This window comes from Pseudomonas carassii (assembly GCF_036324045.1).
Taxonomy (GTDB): domain Bacteria; phylum Pseudomonadota; class Gammaproteobacteria; order Pseudomonadales; family Pseudomonadaceae; genus Aquipseudomonas; species Aquipseudomonas peradeniyensis.
The window spans coordinates 77863-95359 of record NZ_JAZDCT010000009.1 but is presented as its reverse complement, the minus strand read 5'-3'; the positions used below and the strand labels follow the sequence as shown (position 1 = coordinate 95359).

Below are 17497 nucleotides of genomic sequence, written 5' to 3'. Positions count from 1 at the left end.
CCCACCGTGGGAGCGGGCTTGCCCCGCGATCGGATGGACCTTGCCAGCACCGAGAACCCGCCATGCCACCGACTCCAACCCGCCGCACCTTCGTCAAGGGCCTGGGTGCCGCCAGCGCCCTGGCCGGCCTCGGCCTCTGGCGCCCGCTGGCCCAGGCCGCCGAAGGCCGCCTGCCGCTGCACGACCTGAGCGGCCAGCAGTTCGACCTGTTCATCGGCCAGACCCCGGTCAACATCACCGGCCGCCCACGCACAGCGCAGACCATCAACGCCAGCCTGCCCGGCCCGCAGTTGCGCTGGCGCGAGGGCGACACCGTGACCCTGCGCGTGCGCAACCGCCTGGACCAGCCCACCTCGATCCACTGGCACGGCATCATCCTGCCGGCCAACATGGACGGCGTGCCGGGCCTGAGCTTCGCCGGCATCGAGCCCGGCGGCGACTACCTCTACCAGTTCACCCTGCGCCAGAGCGGCACCTACTGGTACCACAGCCACTCCGGGCTACAGGAGCAGGCCGGCGTGTACGGTGCGATCGTCATCGAGCCCCGCGAGCCTGAACCGCACCGCTACCAGCGCGACCATGTGCTGCTGTTCAGCGACTGGTCGGACCAGGCGCCGGAAGCGCTGATGGCCACCCTGAAGAAACAGTCCGACGCCTTCAACTACCACAAGCGCACGGTCGGCGACTTCGTCGACGATGTCGCGGAAAATGGCTGGGGCAAGGCCGTCGACAACCGCTGGGCCTGGGCGAAGATGCGCATGAGCCCGACCGACCTGGCCGACATCAGCGCCGCCAGCTACACCTACCTGCTCAACGGCCAGCCCCCGGACGGCAACTTCACCTGCCTGTTCCAGCCCGGCGAGACCGTGCGCCTGCGCCTGATCAACGCCTCGGCGATGACCTATTTCGATTTCCGCATTCCGGGCCTGAAGCTCACGGTGATCGCCGCCGACGGCCTGCCGGTGACCCCGGTAACCGTGGACGAACTGCGCATCGCCGTGGCCGAAACCTACGACGTGCTGGTCACCGTGGGCGACCTGCCCGCCTACACGCTGTACGCCCAGAGCATGGACCGCACCGGCTTCGCCCGTGGCACCCTGGCCCGCGCGGCGGGTCTGCAAGCCCCCGTACCCGAGCCAGACCCGCGTCCGGTGCTGACCATGGACGACATGGGGCACGGCGGCATGGGCGGGATGGACCATTCGAACATGCCGGCGATGGACCACGGCAACATGGCGGGCATGGATCACTCGGCCATGACCGGCATGGCCATGATGCAAGGCCACCCTGCCAGCGAGACCGACAACCCGCTGGTGGACATGCAGACCATGGCCCCCCGGGCCAACCTGGCCGATCCCGGCATTGGCCTGCGCGGCAATGGCCGCCGCGTGCTGACCTACGCCGACCTGCGCAGTCCCTACCCCGATCCGGACGGGCGCGAACCATCGCGGGACATCGAGCTGCACCTGACCGGCCACATGGAACGCTTCGCCTGGTCGTTCGACGGCATCAAGTTCAGCGATGCCGAGCCGCTGCGCCTGAAATACGGCGAGCGGGTGCGCATCACCCTGGTCAACGACACCATGATGACCCACCCCATCCACCTGCACGGCATGTGGAGCGACCTGGAGGATGAGCAAGGGCGCTTCCTGGTACGCAAGCACACCATCGACATGCCACCCGGCAGCCGGCGCAGCTACCGCGTCAGCGCCGATGCCCTGGGCCGCTGGGCCTATCACTGCCACCTGCTCTACCACATGGAGACCGGCATGTTCCGCGAGGTACGGGTCGATGAATGAGAACCGCAATCGCCACATCGTCACCGGTGTCGCGCTGATGGCCTTGCTGGCCAGTGAACGGGCCCTCGCCACGGGCATGGATCACATGAACCATGGCGCCATGCCGATGGACCACGGCCAGATGAACCACGGCAGCATGCCCATGGACCACAGCCAGATGAACCACGGCAGCATGCCCATGGACCACAGCCAGATGAACCACGCGGCGGCACCACCCAGCCAACCGCGCACACCGCTGCCGGTGATTACCGATGCCGATCGCCGCGCCGCCTTCCCGCCGTTGCCGGGGCATCAGGTGCATGACCGGGCGACCAACTGGGCGGTGATCGTCGACCAACTGGAGTACCAGAACTTCGAAAACAGCAGCGCCCTGAACTGGAACGCCACCGCCTGGGTCGGCGGCGATATCGACCGCCTATGGCTGCGCACCGAGGGTGAGCGGGAACAAGGCAAGACCCACAAGGCCGAGCTGCAGGCCCTCTGGGGCCATGCCATCAGCCCCTGGTGGGAGCTGGTCGGCGGCGTGCGCCAGGACTTCAAGCCCGCCAGCGGCCAGAGCTGGGCCGCCTTCGGCATCCAGGGCACGCCGCTCTATGGCCTGGAGCTGGAGGCCACTGCCTACGCCGGCGAGCGACAGCAGACCGCGCTGCGCCTGGAGGCCGGTTACGCTATGCTGCTGACCAATCGCTGGATCCTCGAACCGACTGTCGAAGCCAATTTCTTCGGGCGCAACGATGCCGGGCGCGAACAGGGCTCGGGGCTGGCCGAAAGCGAAGTGGGCCTGCGCCTGCGCTACGAGATTACCCGTGCGTTCGCGCCCTATGTCGGGGTCAGCTTCAATCGGCTTCATGGCAACCGTGCGGACCAGGCCCAGGAGGATGGCGAGGACATCGGCCAGACCCGGCTGGTGGCCGGGGTCCGCCTGCGCTTTTAAGGCCTGACGCCGCCCCTGTGGGAGCGGCGCTGATCAACCCGATGTGTTTTGTTTCACAGGAGCTCCACCATGCTGCGCAAACACCTGCTCACCCTCGGCCTGCTGGCCGTCACCGGCCTGGCCCAGGCCGCCGAGACCATCGACGTCTACCGCGACCCCAACTGCGGCTGCTGCAAGGAATGGATCAAGCACCTGAGCGATAACGGCTTCACCGTCAACGACCATGTCGAGCCGAACATGAGCGCGGTCAAGCAGCGCCTGGGCGTCGAGCCGCGCCTGGCGTCGTGCCACACCGGGGTGATCGACGGCAAGTTCGTCGAAGGCCATGTACCGGCCGAGCAGGTCCGCCTGCTGGCCAAGCGCAACGACCTCAAGGGTATCGCGGTACCCGGCATGCCCATGGGCTCGCCGGGAATGGAGATGGGTGACCACAAGGACGCCTACCAGGTCATCGGTGTGACCCGGGATGGTCAGGATACCGTGGTCGCCAGCTACTGATGCTCAGCCTCGGGGCGCTGTTCCTCAGCGCCTTCGGCGCCGCCACCCTGCTGCCGCTGCAATCGGAGGCAGTGCTGGTCGGGTTGCTGCTGCGCGAACCGGGCGCCTGGGCGACCCTGCTGCTGGTGGCCACGCTCGGCAATGTGCTCGGCTCCATCGTCAACTGGCTGCTGGGCAGGGCCATCGAGCACCTGCGCAAACGCCGCTGGTTCCCGTTCAGCGCCAGCCAGCTGGAACGCGCCCAGCGCCGCTACCAGCGCTGGGGCCAGTGGTCGTTGCTGCTGAGCTGGATGCCGGTGATCGGCGACCCGCTGACCTTGATCGCCGGGATCATGCGCGAACCCTTCTGGCGCTTCGTACTGCTGGTCACCCTGGCCAAGGGTGGGCGCTATATCGTGGTGGCGATGATCACCCTGGGCTGGTTTCACAGTGGGTGAACTGAAGGAATTCGAAGGACTGGCTGGGCCCTGAGGTCCCAGCCAGTATCAAGCTCAAGCCGCGTCGGCAGCCTGCAGGTCGCCGAGCAGGCGCCCTGCCATGTCCAGCTTCTTCTGCAGCGTGTCCACGAACGAGAGCGCGGAGTGGGCCTGCAACAGATTGGGCTCAATCTTACGCTGCCCGAAGAGATCGCCGTAGGAGTGGGACTGCCCTATCGCCGTATGGTCCAGGACCATTGAAGCGATTGCCTTTTCGGCAGCACTGCCATGCTTGGCCAGATGCTCCAGGTGCTCAAACGACTGCGAAAGCGGACTGGTCGGCCGCTGCAGCGAATGCATGGTCGCGTTGAAGTCATTGCGCGTTGGCAGAGCGACATCATCGTCAATCTTGACAAAGCCGAGCTTGACCTCCTTCAACGACGTTCCCGGATCAGGCTGATCGGCGGTAGTCACGTGGTAAACCGCTTCAGGCTCCACAGGCTGTGCAGCGTTCGCTCCGACTAAAGTGCCGGCCACCACCGAAGAGGCATCGTCGCTTGCATCCACCACGACAACTGGCGCCACTGCATCAGGCTTCTGGGCGAACCGTTCGATGAACTCGCCATCAACCTCTTTGACAAACTCCACCACCGCTTCAGGCCCCACCTGCTCGGGGTCTGGAAACTCGGCAAATCGCGAGGCCAGGAAGGTCACCGCATCGAGTACCTTGGCGGCAGCCATCGGGTCGCTCTGCATCAGTGCGATATTGTCCGGGAACTGGGCTTCCTTCAAAGAATATCCGCCGACGATGTCGACCTCGTTGATGCTCATCTCGACCTTCAGCTCTGGCACAAGCTCGCCCAGCTTGACGACATTCGACAACAGGCAGTTGGCGTTACGCATGATATTGCTGCCCGTGAGCTGCTCCGTGTAGCTGGCCATGAACTGCTCGGTTGGCAGGTCCTCCTGCTTGGCCAGTATTCCGTTTGCCTGCGACCTCATGACATCCGGGAGTCCCTTTGCCATCTGCTCGTTGAATGAACGCATCACGTCCGGCGCCGAAGCCGTGGCCTGCGTCCCAGCCGTCGCCACACCGGGACGAAAGCCGAAGAACTCGGCAATCGCAATGAACAGGCGCATCAGGATGCCGCACTTCTGCGGTTCCTCGTGGCGTGCCAAGCGCTGCGCCGACTCGCTGGTCTTCACCTGTGCGCAGTCACTGCTCTCGTTGACGGGGTCCAGGTCGGCGCCACATACCCAACTGGTTGAAACCGATTCGATCATCGTGCAAACCTCATCTTGCAGCATCGTTTGGCTTGAGAAAAAGACCGCTCTCACACCCGCAAGAGCAGAGGTCTTCTCCGAAGTTTCTTGCCTCCGACATGACGGAAGCTGAGCGAACGATACCGACGCCGCGCATCGGGCCCCATCAGCCCTTATCGCCTTTTTTGCACTTTTCGACTGTTACCTACCAGACACGCTGTCAGTGGATTCGCAGGCATGAAAAAGCCGCAAGGGCCAACGCCCTTGCGGCTCGCAACATCCTTTCAAGCAGCCAGGGGTATTCAGACCATCACACCCGCCGCTCTGATCCCCTGGTTATCATTGCGCAGGATTTCCTGGATCAGCTGACGCACCTGGTCGATCATCTTCGCCAAATCATCGGTACAGCGCTGGAACAACTCCTTCTGGTTGCCGGCAACCGCCGCCTCGAGCTCTTGCTCCTTGGCCCACACATCCTGCAGCGACTTGATGGCATGGGCGATGCCCGTGCCGGAGGCGGCGCCACTCTGGGCCACGCCATTGAGGGTGTGCAGCGTAGTGTTGCGGGTGTCGATGGCGTTCTGCAGGTGCTTGACCTCGATACGGTTCTCGGCAATCAGCTTTTTCGAGGCCATCGCCAGCTCGCCGGGCTTGGCATACTCGGCAGCATGGCTGGCGTATTCCAGGCCCTTGATGGTCCGCGCATCTCCCAGGTTCTTGAGCATGCCGGTAGTGCCGCTGGCCAAGGTGAACATGCCCAATGCGCCGCTGACGGCCGCCGAGGCGAACAGCGCATTGCTGGCGGTTCTCATCCAGCCGATCTGTTCCTTGCTCGCCAGCACGCTGACTTCGGCCTGGGTCCTGCGCCCCTGGGCGTTACCGTCACGCACCTGCATGGCGGCCCGGAGAATCGCCAGCAGGCTCTCCAGGTCCTGGCTGCATGGCGTGGCCTGCGGCGTATCCAAGCTCACCCGCCCATGCTTCTCGGCAGATACCGCCCTCGCGCTTGCGCAGGGCATGGCCAGCATCGCCCACAGCGGCTGCCCAACCTTCTGCCCCTCGGCGACCGGCAGTTGGGCGTCCATGAGGGACGAATGATCGATAGTGGAAATGGACAGACTCATGATTGACTCCTTGATCAGGCAATGACGTTTCGGCAAGCGATATCGGCGCAGGCTTTGCTGCGGTTGTTCAACAGTTCCAGCAATTGCTCGAAGCGTTGCTCCTTCCCCGCGAGCAGTTGTTCAAGCGCCTTGGCCAACTGCTCGAGAAAACTGTGTCCCTGGTCCAGCAGCAGGCGCATTTCTGCCAGCTGTGCCTCGCTGCGCAGCGCCAGACCCTGCATCACCGAACTGGCAGCCTGCCCGGCGCTGGACAGCGTGGTGGTGGCCATGCTGGCGCCGGTCAGGGTCATCTGCAGCTTGGCCTGGGTGCCCGCGCTGGCAGTCGAGGTGACCCCGGAGGAGGCAACGCTGTGGATCTTCTGGCCCACCGACAGAACCGTCTGTGCGACCTTGCCACTCACCTTTCCGGCCACCCTGGCGGCGACCACCGCGAGGCTGCCGCCGCAGGTCAGCACCACCGAGGCCAGCGCCAGGGCGACCTCGACCGCCATCAGCACTGGCCCAAGGTACTTCATCACCTCCTTGGAGATGTGTCCGTCCTCGGCCGCCTGGTTCAACGACATGGACACCACGCCCATGACGCCACCAGCGATCATCAGCGCGCCCGCGACGGCGCCCAGGCCAGTCGCGACCATGACGGTCCCCACCACAATGGACACGATGGCCGCGGCCCAGCCGAAGACCTTGGCGAACACGCTCGCCGTGCCAGCGTCCTGGTGCCGCTGGGCCACCTCCTCCATCTTCTGCGCGTTGAGCGCCATCTGCTGGCGGTTCTGTTCGGTGAGCTGACGTACCTGCTGCAGGTTCAGCTCGGTCTGGCGAGCACCCAACTGGCTCAGCAGTTCGGTGAGGCGGATATCCAGTTCGGCGTCGGAGATATCCCCGGCGAGTTGGCCGAGGATCAATGCACCGACATCAGGTACCGCGACCAACACCGGTTGCATGAGGCCTTCAGCATCGACCAGCTTATCGAGTACCAGCCCCTGCTGCTGTCCCGTTGCCAGTGGCGCTGGAGGATCCAGCCGGACGCTCATGTCTGGCTTGGTCGTTGTGACTGCAGACGGTGTGCCGGTCTCGCCGGGCAACTGGACCGCCATGGCCGGCAACGACGATTGCGCTTCGACTTCAGCAGGCATCAGGAGCAGTTGCTCCACAGACAGAAGCTCAGTTCGCATGACGTGCGTCCTCCTTCTGCTGCAGGGCCTCGAGCAGCACCTGTGCCTGACCTGCCAGACCGGCATGCTCGCTGTCCACCGCCAGGATCTGCGCCTGCTCGTAACCGCTGCGCGCCGAGGCAAGGTCGCCCAGCTGCTGGTGGCATTGCGCGGCATGGAAGGTGAAACGCGGGTCCTGCGGCGCGAGCATCGCGCCATAGGCATAGGCCGGCAATGCATCCTGGTAGCGCTCAAGGGCCTGATACGCACCTGCCACGCCCAGAAACGCCCTGGGGTCATAGTGGTCGAGTGCCGCCAGCCCCTTGAACAGCGTCAGCGCATCGTCCAGCCGTCCCGCCTGGTAGAAGTTGAACGCCTGGGCATAGAGCGTTTCCAGTTGTCCCGCGCAAACCCCGCGCAGCATAGCGAAGGTGCCGCCATCACCGAAGAAGCGTTCGATCGCATCGACGCCGTTAGCATCGGCATCGTGGCCGGCCATCTGTTGTACTGCCGTCATCACCTACCTCAGTTCTGCAGAATCTTCGACAACATCGAGAACCAGGTCTCGACGAACTTCATCATCACCTCGGTGGAGGTGGTGTACCGCGAGCCCACGTCGTTGAGCAGGGTGGTCTGTTCGGTCACCTTGTCGTTGACGATGCGCGTGCGGTCGCTCAAGGCCTGGGAGAAATTGGCCAGCGGGTTGTTGTCCTTGTCCCAGGCGTACTGCGCCTTCAGGTCGGTCATCGGCCCACTGACCTTTTGTTGGCGGCTACCGCTTTCATTCGACGAAGTGGCAGATTGCATGCCCTCGAGGAAATGCCGCACGGTGACGACCGCAGAGCCGTTGAAGGCGGGCTTGAACGTGTCCAGGCTCGAGAGCAGTCGATGCTCGGGACTCTTCTCCCAACTGTCTGCATCAAGGTCGTACAAGGTCCGGTCGAAGAGGTTGAAGCTTGAATCTTCCAGCTTGAAGGTGCCCTTGTCGGCCATCACCACGTTGACCTTCGACTGGATCACGCTGAAGATCTTCAGCTCCGCCGTGAGGCACTTGAGCTGCTCGCTGAGCTCGGTGCGTTCGGTCTTCTGCTTGCGCATGCGCAGGCCCATCGCCGCCATCACCAACTCGTCCATGCGCAGGCGCTCGCCCAGGTTCTGCAACTGCAGAGGCGCGCCCGGTAACCAGCTGGCATAAGCCTCAAGCAGTTGGCTCACTGCATCAAAATGCTGGTCGGACAGTGGTTGCGACAGCAGGTTGTCGAAGTAAGGGCGATTTGCCGCCAGCTGCGCCTGCCCTTCTGGCCCCAGCAGCGCCTCAATGGCCGGCCAGCGCAGCTCCCGGCTCAGCGGATGTCCTTGCCCATCAACGGCTACGATGCCTTTCTGGTCCAGAAGCGACTCAAGCCTCTGAATGTCCGCCCAGATGTCCGGCGGCGCGACGCGGTCGACGTACGGCAATGGGACAGGGTGAATACTTGTTTCAATAGAACTGCTCATCATCTGTATCCGGTTGGCCAGGTACCCGTCTTGGGGTACATGCAGATGAAGTCTATTGAAGGGCGAGCGGCCGCTCCGTCAGGCCCGGCCGCGATTTTGTAGTTTCCGGGTACGCGTTCTGACGCCAGGCGAGTGTCAGCCGATGCGCCCCAGTGGCTGGATATTGATCTGCGTGGTGAGCTCCTGGAACGACAGCACCGGCAGGTCGAAATAGATGCCCTCGACCAGCTTGCGCACATAGCGGCGGATATCCATCGACACCACCAGCACGGGTCTGGCCTGAACATCCTGCAGATCGCCCACCACGGCTTTCACCTGGGCGAGAAAGGCGTCGCTCTGCGCCGGTTCCAAGGCCAGGTAGCTGCCGGCGCTGGTCTGGCGGATGCCGTTGCGGATGATCTCCTCGACCGCCGGATCCAGCAGGTAGGCCGGCAGCAGGTTGTGGCCACTGGCGTACTTGTAGCAGATGTAGCGCTTGAGGCTGCTGCGCACGTACTCGGCCAGCTGCACCACATCCTTTTCCTTCTGCCCCCACTCCACCAGGGCCTCGAGGATCGAGCGCATGTTGCGGATCGAAATGCCCTCGCCCACCAGCCGCTGGAACACCTCGGTGATGCGCTGCAACGGCAGGATGCGCTGCACCTCCTTGACCAGTTCGCCATAGCCTTGTTCCATCTGTTCCAGCAGGTAGCGAGTCTCCTGAATGCCGATGAAGTCCCCGGCGTACTCGCACAACACCTGGGACAGGTGCCAGGCGAGCACCTGGTCGATCGCCAGGAAGGCGCATCCGGCACGCTCCAGGCGCTCGCGCTGGGCCTGCTCCACCCATAGCGCCGCACGCCCGGGTTGCAACGCTTCACCTTCCTCATAGGGCACGCCGACCAGTGCCAGCTGGCTGGGCTTTTCCTGCACCAGCAGCCGCTCCGGCATCAACCTGCCACGGGCCACCGGCACTTCCTGCAACAGGATGCGGTATTCGCCTGGGCCGAGCACGCTTGTGAAACGCAGGCGAATGCCTGGAAACGGCACACCATGGTCCAGGTACAGCGCCTGGCGGACCCGCGCCAGTTCGTCGTTCAGCGAGGCGGCCTCCAGTGCAGCCTGCAAGCCACTGTCCACGTCGATGAGCAACGGCACCGTCAGGGCGAACGCTTGCGTGTCAGTGGCCGTCTTCGCCTTGCCGGAAGGCTTGAGCGTGGGGGCGCCGGCGCCATTGGCCAACAGCGCCGGCAGGCCACCGCTGTGCTGCCGGCCATTCTCCTCGATGCGCCGCTGGCGGTTTGCCCACCAGCCACCGCCCCCGACTAGCAGTGCCAGAAGGAAAAAAGTAATCGTCGGAAAACCCGGGATGATGCCGAACAGCGCCAGCAGCGCGCCGCCAATCATCAGGGCCTTGGGTTGCGCCATCACCTGGCTGCCGATGTTCGCCCCCAGGTCGCGCGCCCCTTCGCCGTCGCGGGTGACGATGATGCCCGCGGTGATGGCGATCAGCAGCGCCGGCACCTGGCTGACCATCCCGTCACCCACGGTAAGCACCGCGTAGAGCTGCAAGGCATCCCCCGCCGTCATGCCCTTCTGCATCACGCCGATGGCCAGCCCCGCCAGCAAATTGACCACGATGATCACCAGCCCGGCGATGGCGTCGCCCTTGACGAACTTCATCGCCCCGTCCATGGCCCCGTACATCTGGCTGGCCTTCTCCACCTCGCCACGGCGCTCGCGGGCCTCGTTGACATCGATGACACCGGCGCGCAGATCACCATCGATGCTCATCTGCTTGCCCGGCATGGCGTCGAGGGAAAACCGCGCGCTGACCTCCGCCACCCGCTCGGCGCCTTTGGTGATGACCAGGAACTGCACGATGGTGATGATCAGGAACAGGATGCAGCCCACCACCAGGTTGCCGCCGACCACGAAGTCGCCGAAGGTCTGCACGATCTGCCCGGCGTCGGCCTCCAGCAGGATCATCCGCGTGGTGCTGATCGACAGCGCCAGGCGAAACAAAGTGGTGACCAGCAGCACCGAAGGGAACACCGAGAAATGCAGCGGCGAGACGACGTACACCGACATCATCATCAACACCACGGCGATGGTCATGTTCAGGGCGATCAGCAGGTCCAGCAACAGCGGTGGCAACGGCAGGATCATCATGAACACCACCGCCAGCAGCATCACGGCCAGCATCAGGTCCTTGCGCGCGCCAATATGGCCGAGCATCCGGGTCAAGGTGTTCATGGGCGTTCCTTGCGTCGCAGGTACTCGGCGAAGGTGGCCTGTGCCTGCTCAAGGCGGCCCGCCATCTGCTGCGCCTGGCTCAGACACAGCCACAGGGGTGCCTGCTGCTCGCCGGCGTCTCGCAGCGCCAGGCACTGCTGCTCGGCACGCGCCCAGTCACCCAGCTCCAGCGCCGCCACCACCGAGGCGCGCCTGCCGGCGAGGTGAGCGGGCTCAATCCGCAACAGCACCTCAAGCAAGGTTTGCGCCCCCTCGGGCCGGCCGCATCGCAGATGCAGCCAGGCCAACAGCTGCAGGACATCACGCTGTTCAATCGTCAATTGCATCTCTTCATACCTTGAGCAGAAAGTTCGCGTAGCGCTCCAGCAGGTGCCGGTCGGCCAGCAAAGTTTGCAGCAGCACCGCTGCCTGGCGGTCCTCGCGGGCCTGGGTGTTCAGAAGCTGCTCCGCCAGGGAATCCAGTGTCGTGGCGAAGCGCTGCGGGTCGTACAGGGCGCGCAGCTCATGCTCGGGATTGGCGTACGACAGGCGCAGGCGTGCCATTTGCTGCTGCGGGTACAGTGCACGCAGATGAGCCTGCACGGGTTGTCCCGGCATCGACATCGGTTCGCCCGCCGAGCGAGGGAGTGCTGTGTCGGCTGCCAATGATGACAACCACAGGTCATGGGGCTGCCCGGCTCGCTCGATCACGCTCATGCCGCGAGCACTTCGGCGCGCACTCGCAACAACAGCCGATAGGCCTCGTGCAGCCGCTGTTCGGTCACCCGGCGTTCATCGAAGCTGACCAGAAACACCAGACGGTCGTCAGGCAGCAGGCCGCAACGCAGCAGCTGACCAGGTGCCTGCTGGTCATGGACATGCCTGAGCGCACTCGACATGGCGTGCTCGAACAATGCGCCCTGCACGGTAAAGCTCAGCCAAAGCGTCAACTGCCCCGCCAGCCGTTCGAACTGCAGGACACCGATATCCGCGAGCTCCAGACGTAGCAACGTTTCCGGCGGATGCGCCAGCAGCACGCCCTGATCGCGACAGAACCGGGTGATGGCCTCGGAACAAGGGTCCATGCTCATTCCTCCTGCCCGCCACGCAGCGACGCTTCCTCATCGTCGATGAGCTGGTCCATGGTCAACTGACAGATCGACAGCAGGTGCTCGCGCTGTGCCTCTTCGCTGAACACCTGCAAGGGCAGCAACCGAAAGATGCGCTGCAGTTCACGCAGGCAGTGGATGCGTTGCCCGCCAGGAGCGAGCGGCAGCGCGGCGAGCAGGCGCAGGATGTCCTGCTCGCTGACCCAGCGCTTGTCGATCAGCGCCAGCAGGTCGCTGACCAGGTCAGAAGGCCCGTACGCCACTGGGCTCTCCGGCAAGCTGGCGGAACAGCGCGACTGTATCGCCTTCCAGTTTCTTGAGGGCCTGCACCAGCTTCATGTCACTGATGACCTGCTGCAGCTGGTTGCTGTCCAGATACGAGGACGGTCCACTGATATGACTGGCCAGGCCGTTGAGCATGAACTGGGCGATATCGCCGATGGCAGCGTCGCCGAAGCGTGTCCGCAGGTCATCCCAAGCGTGCCTGAGCCCGCGATAACCGCACAGGAAGTCGCGATAAACCTCGCGCAGCGCGGCCACCTCGGCGACACCCTGAGCCTGGGTCGCCTGGGCCAGCGGACCGATCTCGATCCCCAGCGCGATCGCCTGGCCCTGCGTTTGCGCCATGCTTGCCATGACCTGGTCCAACGTGTCGAGCGCCCCACTGCCATCAGCCGTCTTGCCCAATGCGTCGCGGGCATAGGCCAAGGCCAGGTAGCGATGGCAGACCTCGCCGGAAAAACCATCCAGGCGTGCTTCCAGCTCGCCCGACGTCAGGCTGGGATGCTGACGCAACCAGGCCACCAATTCCTCCAGGGCGCGGCGCTGGACGTCCGGCACCTTGGCCAGCATCTCCTCGGCCGCCTGACCCGTCTGCAACCCATGCTGGCGCGCATCGGTGACGCGGCTGCGGGTACTGAGCCGGGCATTGGCCAACGACGAGAAGGCCATCGACACCTCCTCCGCCATCTCGGCCTGCTGCCCCATCGGGGTCACTTGCCGCGCCTGAAGGGTTGCCTGCGTCTCCCAGCCGCCCTCCATGGCCACCCTCGGGTCAACCCGGGCAAAGCCGATGACTTCGCTCATCCCCACCTCACATCGAAATAAATGAATGAGCGGCATGCTAGAGGCAAGCCTGCAGCCGTACTGTCAGCGTCGGGCGCTTCTTTTTAGCCGGCCGGCGCGCGCAACACGTGGCGACCGACATCTAAAAACATGCGACTCCCAGTGAAATCCGTCCCCGGGCAAGCCTCCTAGAATGCTCGCCTTCATTCACGCACCCACATCGTTCCCATGTCGCCATCGCTGCTCCAGATTCCCCAGACCCTTGAGTCTGCCGTGAACGGCGCCACCCTGGTCCAGGTCAACGGCAAGGTCTCCCAGGTCACCGGTACCCTGATCCGTGCGCTGGCGCCCAGGGTGCAGGTGGGCGAACTGTGCCAACTGCGCAGGCCCAACCATGAGCAGACGCTGCTGGCCGAGGTCATCGGCCTGCAACAGGACCAGGCGTTGCTCGCCCCTCTGGGCGACATGCAGGGCCTTTGCACGCGCACCGAGGTCTGCCCCACCGGGAGCATGCATCGCGTGGGCGTGGGGGATCATTTGCTGGGAACAGTGCTCGACGGCCTCGGCAACCCGCTCGACGCCAGCATGCCGACCACACCGCAAGCCTGGTACCCGGTGCACCGGGATGCGCCGGCGCCCTTGAGCCGCAAGCTGGTCGACACACCCTTGAGCCTGGGCATCCGTTGCATCGATGGCCTGCTCACCTGCGCCGAAGGGCAACGCGTCGGCATCTTCGCGCCTGCCGGCGGCGGCAAGAGCACGCTGCTGGCCTCGCTGCTGCGCAACGCGCAGGCAGACGTGATCGTCCTCGCCCTGATCGGCGAGCGCGGCCGCGAGGTGCGCGAGTTCATTCACCATGAACTCGGCGAACAAGGCCTGCGCCGTGCGGTGCTGGTGGTCGCGACGTCAGACCGTCCGGCGATGGAGCGGGCCCGGGCGGGCTTCGTCGCCACCACCGTGGCCGAGTATTTCCGCGACCAGGGTCGCAAGGTCCTGTTGCTGATGGACTCGCTGACCCGCTTCGCCCGGGCCCAGCGGGAGATCGGCCTGGCCGCTGGCGAGCCGCCCACCCGCCGTGGTTTTCCGCCGTCGGTATTCGCCCAGTTGCCGCGCCTGCTCGAACGCGCCGGACACTCGGACAAGGGCTCGATCACCGCGCTCTATACCGTGCTGGTCGAAGGCGACGACCTGAACGAGCCGATCGCCGAGGAAACCCGCTCGATCCTCGATGGCCACATCGTGCTGTCACAGGCGCTGGGAGCGGCCAATCACTACCCGGCCATCGACGTGCTGCGCTCGGTCAGCCGGGTCATGCACCAGGTGGTCAGCCCTGCCCACCGCGCCGCCGCCAGCCAGTTGCGCCAGTGGATGGCGCGCTATGAAGAAGTCGAGCTGCTGCTGCGGGTCGGCGAATACACCCGAGGCCAGGACCCGGCCGTGGACCTGGCCATCGACAAGCGCGATGCAATTCGTGCCTGGCTGTGCCAGACGCCGCACGAACACAGCTCGCTGCAACAGAGCCTCGAACACCTGCTGGAGATCGCCCGGTGCCCTTGACCGCCCTGTTATCCATCAAGCAACGCCGACTGCAACGGGCCGAGCGCGAAGCGCGCACTCAGCAGGCACGCTTGCAGGCGGCCCAGGCGGACAAGGCGCAATCGGTCGAGGCGCACCTGGCGTATCGGCGGTGGGCTCTCGAGGAAGAGCAGCGTCTGTTCGATGCGCAGGTGGGCCGCCTGACCAACCTGCATGGCCTGGAACACTGGCGTCGGCAGGTCGGTCTGCTCGGTGAGCGCGAAGCGAGCCTGCGTGGACAGGTGGTGGCCTGCGAGGACGCGCTGATGCGCCAGCACTCGGCACGTCAGCAGGCGCAAGCGAAGCTCGCCAAGGCCAGCCAACAGTTGGACAGTTTCAAGCAGTTGCACGAGCAAGCTTCCCGGCAAAACGCTCGGCGCACAGAGCACAGCCAGGAGCTCGAAGTGGAAGAGCGCCATGCCCAGGGAGGTTCGCCATGCTGAACACCCTGCCTGCCCCTGCACTGCCGGACAGCCCATTGCCTGACACGCCTGGACCTGGGCCTTGCAACGAGCAGCGACTGTTGTTCGAACACCTGCTGGAAGTTCCACGGCTCAAGCGCAGGGCACCGCAGGATACTGGCCATCGGCCCGCCCGGGACCAAGCCAGGCCTGAACGCCCTATCACCCCGGTAGTCCTGAACATGGCTGCCTTGATCGCAAAGTGCCCGCCCGCCTGCGCAGCAGAACGACCTGCGCTGATCGAGGACGTCATCGAACGGCCCCTTCCGGAGCCCATGCCAGCGATACCTGATGTAGTCGAGCCAATCTCATTGACCGAGGCAAGTCGTGCCGAGGCGGGCCCTCAAACCGTCCGCGACAGTACCGACAACGTGCCGGATCGTCTGCTACCCAGTGATATCGACCCAATCCTTGCGCCCCCTGCCCCATCGAGCGAGCGCCCCCTGATCGACAGGGTCCTGCCATCAACTGTCGTTGCCCCCGTTCAGGATCTGCAGACGCTTGTGGAGCGCCTGCAATTGCAACTGTTCGCCCGCAGGACTGACACCCGCGAACAGGCCCTGTTGCAGGTGCAGTTACCTCAGCTGGGCCCTGTCGAAGTACGCATGAACCATCTGAGCGCAGGCCTGCAGGTGGAGGTCCAGGCTGCGCCGCCCGCCTTGCGGCAATTGCAGGTGGCCGGTACGGACCTGCTTGAGCGCCTGCAACGGCTCGATCCCGCACAGGCGGTCAGCCTCGGCTTCGGCGCAAATGGCGACAGCCAGCAAGGCTCGCGCAACAAGCGCCATGTTGAGGACGAAGGTTGGCCTGAACCATGAGTACACCGAACTTACCTGCCGCCCACGCTCAGGAGCTGCGCTTGCAGCAGTTACTGAGCCATCGCCAACCCCATTATGCCGACGATCAAGGGCAGGTCTCGCTGAGCGTCAGCGTTCCTGGCGATGACCTGGATCTGGCCGTGCTGATTGATTGGCACGGCGCGCCGGCTCGCCTGCTGTGTCGTCAGCAGCAGCTGGCACAATGGCTCGCACCACAGTTGCAGGCAGCCGCCTTCGCCGGTCTCCCCTGCGCGCTGCAGCTGGCGGTGCTGCAACGGGATACCCCTCGCCTACCCGGCCTGCAATGTCTGGGCATCGAGCCGGCAGGCGCCATCGAGCGCTCAGCCGGTCTGCAGGTGACGCTGAGAAGCGCGCAAGGCCTGCTGCCCTGCTGGGTACAAGGCGACAGCGAGCACCTGCTGGCGGCCTTGCCACGGCGTCCACTGCGCGAACGCCTGAACATCCAGCTCAACCTCTCGCTGCAGTGGCGTCCCCTCGAATTGACGTTGCACGACCTGCGCGACCTGGGCACGGGCGACATCCTGCTGCTGCCTGCCGGTACGCCAAGCTCCCCGCGACTGCTGGGCGTACTCGAGGGCCACCGCTGGGCCGAGCTGCAACTCGACAACACACATCTGGAGCTAGTCCGTATGCACGACACCCCCCCTGTGACCGACACCCCGCTGGACGCGCTGGAGCAACTGCCCATCCCGGTCAGCTTCGAAGTCGGGCGCCAGACCCTCGACCTGCACACACTGTCGACCCTGCAACCTGGAGCGCTGATCGAACTGCACAGCCCGCTGGATGCTCAGGTGCGCATCCTCGCCAACCAGCGCTGCATCGGCACCGGCCTGCTGGTACAGATCGACGGCCGCCTCGGGGTACGGGTCGACCGCCTGCTGGAACAGCAACCGACATGATCCAGCTGCCGGACGAACTGAGCCTGATCCTCGGCCTGGCGCTGCTGTCGCTGGTGCCTTTCATCGCAGTCATGGCCACCTCGTTCCTGAAGATGGCCGTGGTCTTCTCGTTGCTGCGCAATGCCCTGGGCGTCCAGCAGATCCCGCCGAACATGGCCCTGTATGGCCTGGCGATCATCCTCAGTATCTACGTCATGGCCCCGGTGGGCATGGCCACCTACGACTACCTGAGCACCCATCAGACCACCCTCGGCGATGCCCGCTCGGTCGAACGCTTCCTCGACGAAGGCATGACGCCGTTTCGCAGCTTCCTTGATGGTCAGGTCAACGAGCGCGAGCGCGCCTTCTTCCTCGATAGCGCCCGCCAGCTATGGCCCAGCCAATACGCCGCACGGGTCGATGGCAACAGCCTGCTGGTGCTGCTGCCGGCGTTCACCATCAGCGAGCTGAGCCGGGCCTTCGAGATCGGCTTCTTGATCTACCTGCCGTTCATCGCCATCGACTTGATCATCTCCAACATCCTCCTGGCCATGGGCATGATGATGGTCTCGCCCGTGACCATCTCGCTGCCCTTCAAACTGCTGCTGTTCGTCCTGCTCGACGGCTGGGGGCGACTCTCCCATGGCCTGGTGCTGAGCTACGGAGGCTGA

Annotated in this window: 20 protein-coding genes; 9 read left to right on the top strand and 11 right to left on the bottom strand. The window is 64.7% G+C overall.

The window, feature by feature from the left end; all coding sequences use genetic code 11:
- The first annotated feature begins 62 nt into the window (after positions 1–62).
- From V0R62_RS09280 to V0R62_RS09265, 4 genes are all read left to right on the top strand, one after another.
- Complete coding sequence (locus tag V0R62_RS09280) at positions 63–1799, top strand: copper resistance system multicopper oxidase (RefSeq protein ID WP_330103519.1); 1737 nt, start codon at positions 63–65, stop codon at positions 1797–1799.
- Positions 1792–2733, top strand: coding sequence for a copper resistance protein B (locus V0R62_RS09275; protein WP_330103518.1), 942 nt, complete (start codon positions 1792–1794; stop codon positions 2731–2733). Before V0R62_RS09280 ends, V0R62_RS09275 begins: the two co-directional genes overlap by 8 nt.
- 69 nt (positions 2734–2802) lie before the next feature.
- A complete protein-coding gene (locus V0R62_RS09270; protein ID WP_330103517.1) occupies positions 2803–3231 on the top strand; it encodes a DUF411 domain-containing protein in 429 nt (142 codons plus the stop codon).
- Positions 3231–3668, top strand: coding sequence for a YqaA family protein (locus V0R62_RS09265; protein WP_330103516.1), 438 nt, complete (start codon positions 3231–3233; stop codon positions 3666–3668). The genes V0R62_RS09270 and V0R62_RS09265 overlap by 1 nt, the downstream gene beginning before the upstream one ends.
- A gap of 54 nt (positions 3669–3722) precedes the next feature.
- On the opposite strand, the gene V0R62_RS09260 is transcribed toward V0R62_RS09265, so the two are convergent.
- The 11 genes from V0R62_RS09260 to V0R62_RS09210 all read right to left on the bottom strand — a co-directional run bounded on the left by V0R62_RS09260 (position 3723) and on the right by V0R62_RS09210 (position 13094).
- Positions 3723–4931, bottom strand: coding sequence for a hypothetical protein (locus V0R62_RS09260; protein WP_330103515.1), 1209 nt, complete (start codon positions 4929–4931; stop codon positions 3723–3725).
- Between the two features lie 281 nt (positions 4932–5212).
- Positions 5213–6034 carry a hypothetical protein gene (locus V0R62_RS09255; protein ID WP_330103514.1) on the bottom strand — a complete coding sequence of 274 codons (822 nt, stop codon included), beginning with the start codon at positions 6032–6034 and terminating at the stop codon, positions 5213–5215.
- A 14-nt stretch (positions 6035–6048) separates the two neighbouring features.
- Positions 6049–7209, bottom strand: a complete 1161-nt coding sequence (gene sctE / locus V0R62_RS09250; protein ID WP_330103513.1) for a type III secretion system translocon subunit SctE — start codon at positions 7207–7209, stop codon at positions 6049–6051.
- Positions 7199–7705 carry a SycD/LcrH family type III secretion system chaperone gene (locus V0R62_RS09245; protein ID WP_330103512.1) on the bottom strand — a complete coding sequence of 169 codons (507 nt, stop codon included), beginning with the start codon at positions 7703–7705 and terminating at the stop codon, positions 7199–7201. Before V0R62_RS09245 ends, sctE begins: the two co-directional genes overlap by 11 nt.
- Positions 7706–7713: 8 nt before the next feature.
- Positions 7714–8685, bottom strand: coding sequence for a virulence-associated V antigen (locus tag V0R62_RS09240; protein WP_330103511.1), 972 nt, complete (start codon positions 8683–8685; stop codon positions 7714–7716).
- 135 nt (positions 8686–8820) lie between these two features.
- Complete coding sequence (gene sctV, locus V0R62_RS09235; protein ID WP_330103510.1) at positions 8821–10920, bottom strand: type III secretion system export apparatus subunit SctV; 2100 nt, start codon at positions 10918–10920, stop codon at positions 8821–8823.
- Positions 10917–11246: a type III secretion apparatus assembly chaperone SctY gene (gene sctY / locus V0R62_RS09230; RefSeq protein WP_330103509.1), complete on the bottom strand. Its 330-nt coding sequence runs from the start codon at positions 11244–11246 to the stop codon at positions 10917–10919. Before sctY ends, sctV begins: the two co-directional genes overlap by 4 nt.
- A gap of 4 nt (positions 11247–11250) precedes the next feature.
- Entirely contained in the window at positions 11251–11616 is a 366-nt protein-coding gene (sctX, locus tag V0R62_RS09225) for a type III secretion apparatus assembly protein SctX (protein ID WP_330103508.1), read from the bottom strand.
- Complete coding sequence (locus V0R62_RS09220) at positions 11613–11984, bottom strand: type III secretion system chaperone family protein (RefSeq protein ID WP_330103507.1); 372 nt, start codon at positions 11982–11984, stop codon at positions 11613–11615. The genes sctX and V0R62_RS09220 overlap by 4 nt, the downstream gene beginning before the upstream one ends.
- Positions 11985–11986: 2 nt before the next feature.
- The gene (locus tag V0R62_RS09215) at positions 11987–12271 is read right to left on the bottom strand and encodes a TyeA family type III secretion system gatekeeper subunit (protein ID WP_330103506.1); all 285 of its coding nucleotides are present in this window, start codon (positions 12269–12271) and stop codon (positions 11987–11989) included.
- On the bottom strand, positions 12252–13094 hold the full coding sequence (locus V0R62_RS09210) for an HrpJ domain-containing protein (protein ID WP_330103505.1): 843 nt from the start codon (positions 13092–13094) through the stop codon (positions 12252–12254). Before V0R62_RS09210 ends, V0R62_RS09215 begins: the two co-directional genes overlap by 20 nt.
- 207 nt (positions 13095–13301) lie before the next feature.
- Here V0R62_RS09210 and sctN point away from each other — a divergent pair, with 207 nt between their 5' ends.
- From sctN to sctR, 5 genes are read left to right on the top strand one after another with little or no spacing between them, the layout of a single operon-like run.
- Positions 13302–14630, top strand: a complete 1329-nt coding sequence (gene sctN, locus V0R62_RS09205) for a type III secretion system ATPase SctN (RefSeq protein ID WP_330103504.1) — start codon at positions 13302–13304, stop codon at positions 14628–14630.
- Positions 14621–15091, top strand: coding sequence for a type III secretion system stalk subunit SctO (gene sctO, locus V0R62_RS09200; RefSeq protein ID WP_330103503.1), 471 nt, complete (start codon positions 14621–14623; stop codon positions 15089–15091). Before sctN ends, sctO begins: the two co-directional genes overlap by 10 nt.
- A complete protein-coding gene (locus V0R62_RS09195; RefSeq protein ID WP_330103502.1) occupies positions 15085–15927 on the top strand; it encodes a type III secretion system needle length determinant in 843 nt (280 codons plus the stop codon). Before sctO ends, V0R62_RS09195 begins: the two co-directional genes overlap by 7 nt.
- Positions 15924–16847: a type III secretion system cytoplasmic ring protein SctQ gene (gene sctQ / locus V0R62_RS09190; RefSeq protein ID WP_330103501.1), complete on the top strand. Its 924-nt coding sequence runs from the start codon at positions 15924–15926 to the stop codon at positions 16845–16847. Before V0R62_RS09195 ends, sctQ begins: the two co-directional genes overlap by 4 nt.
- Positions 16844–17497, top strand: a complete 654-nt coding sequence (gene sctR / locus V0R62_RS09185; protein ID WP_330103500.1) for a type III secretion system export apparatus subunit SctR — start codon at positions 16844–16846, stop codon at positions 17495–17497. Before sctQ ends, sctR begins: the two co-directional genes overlap by 4 nt.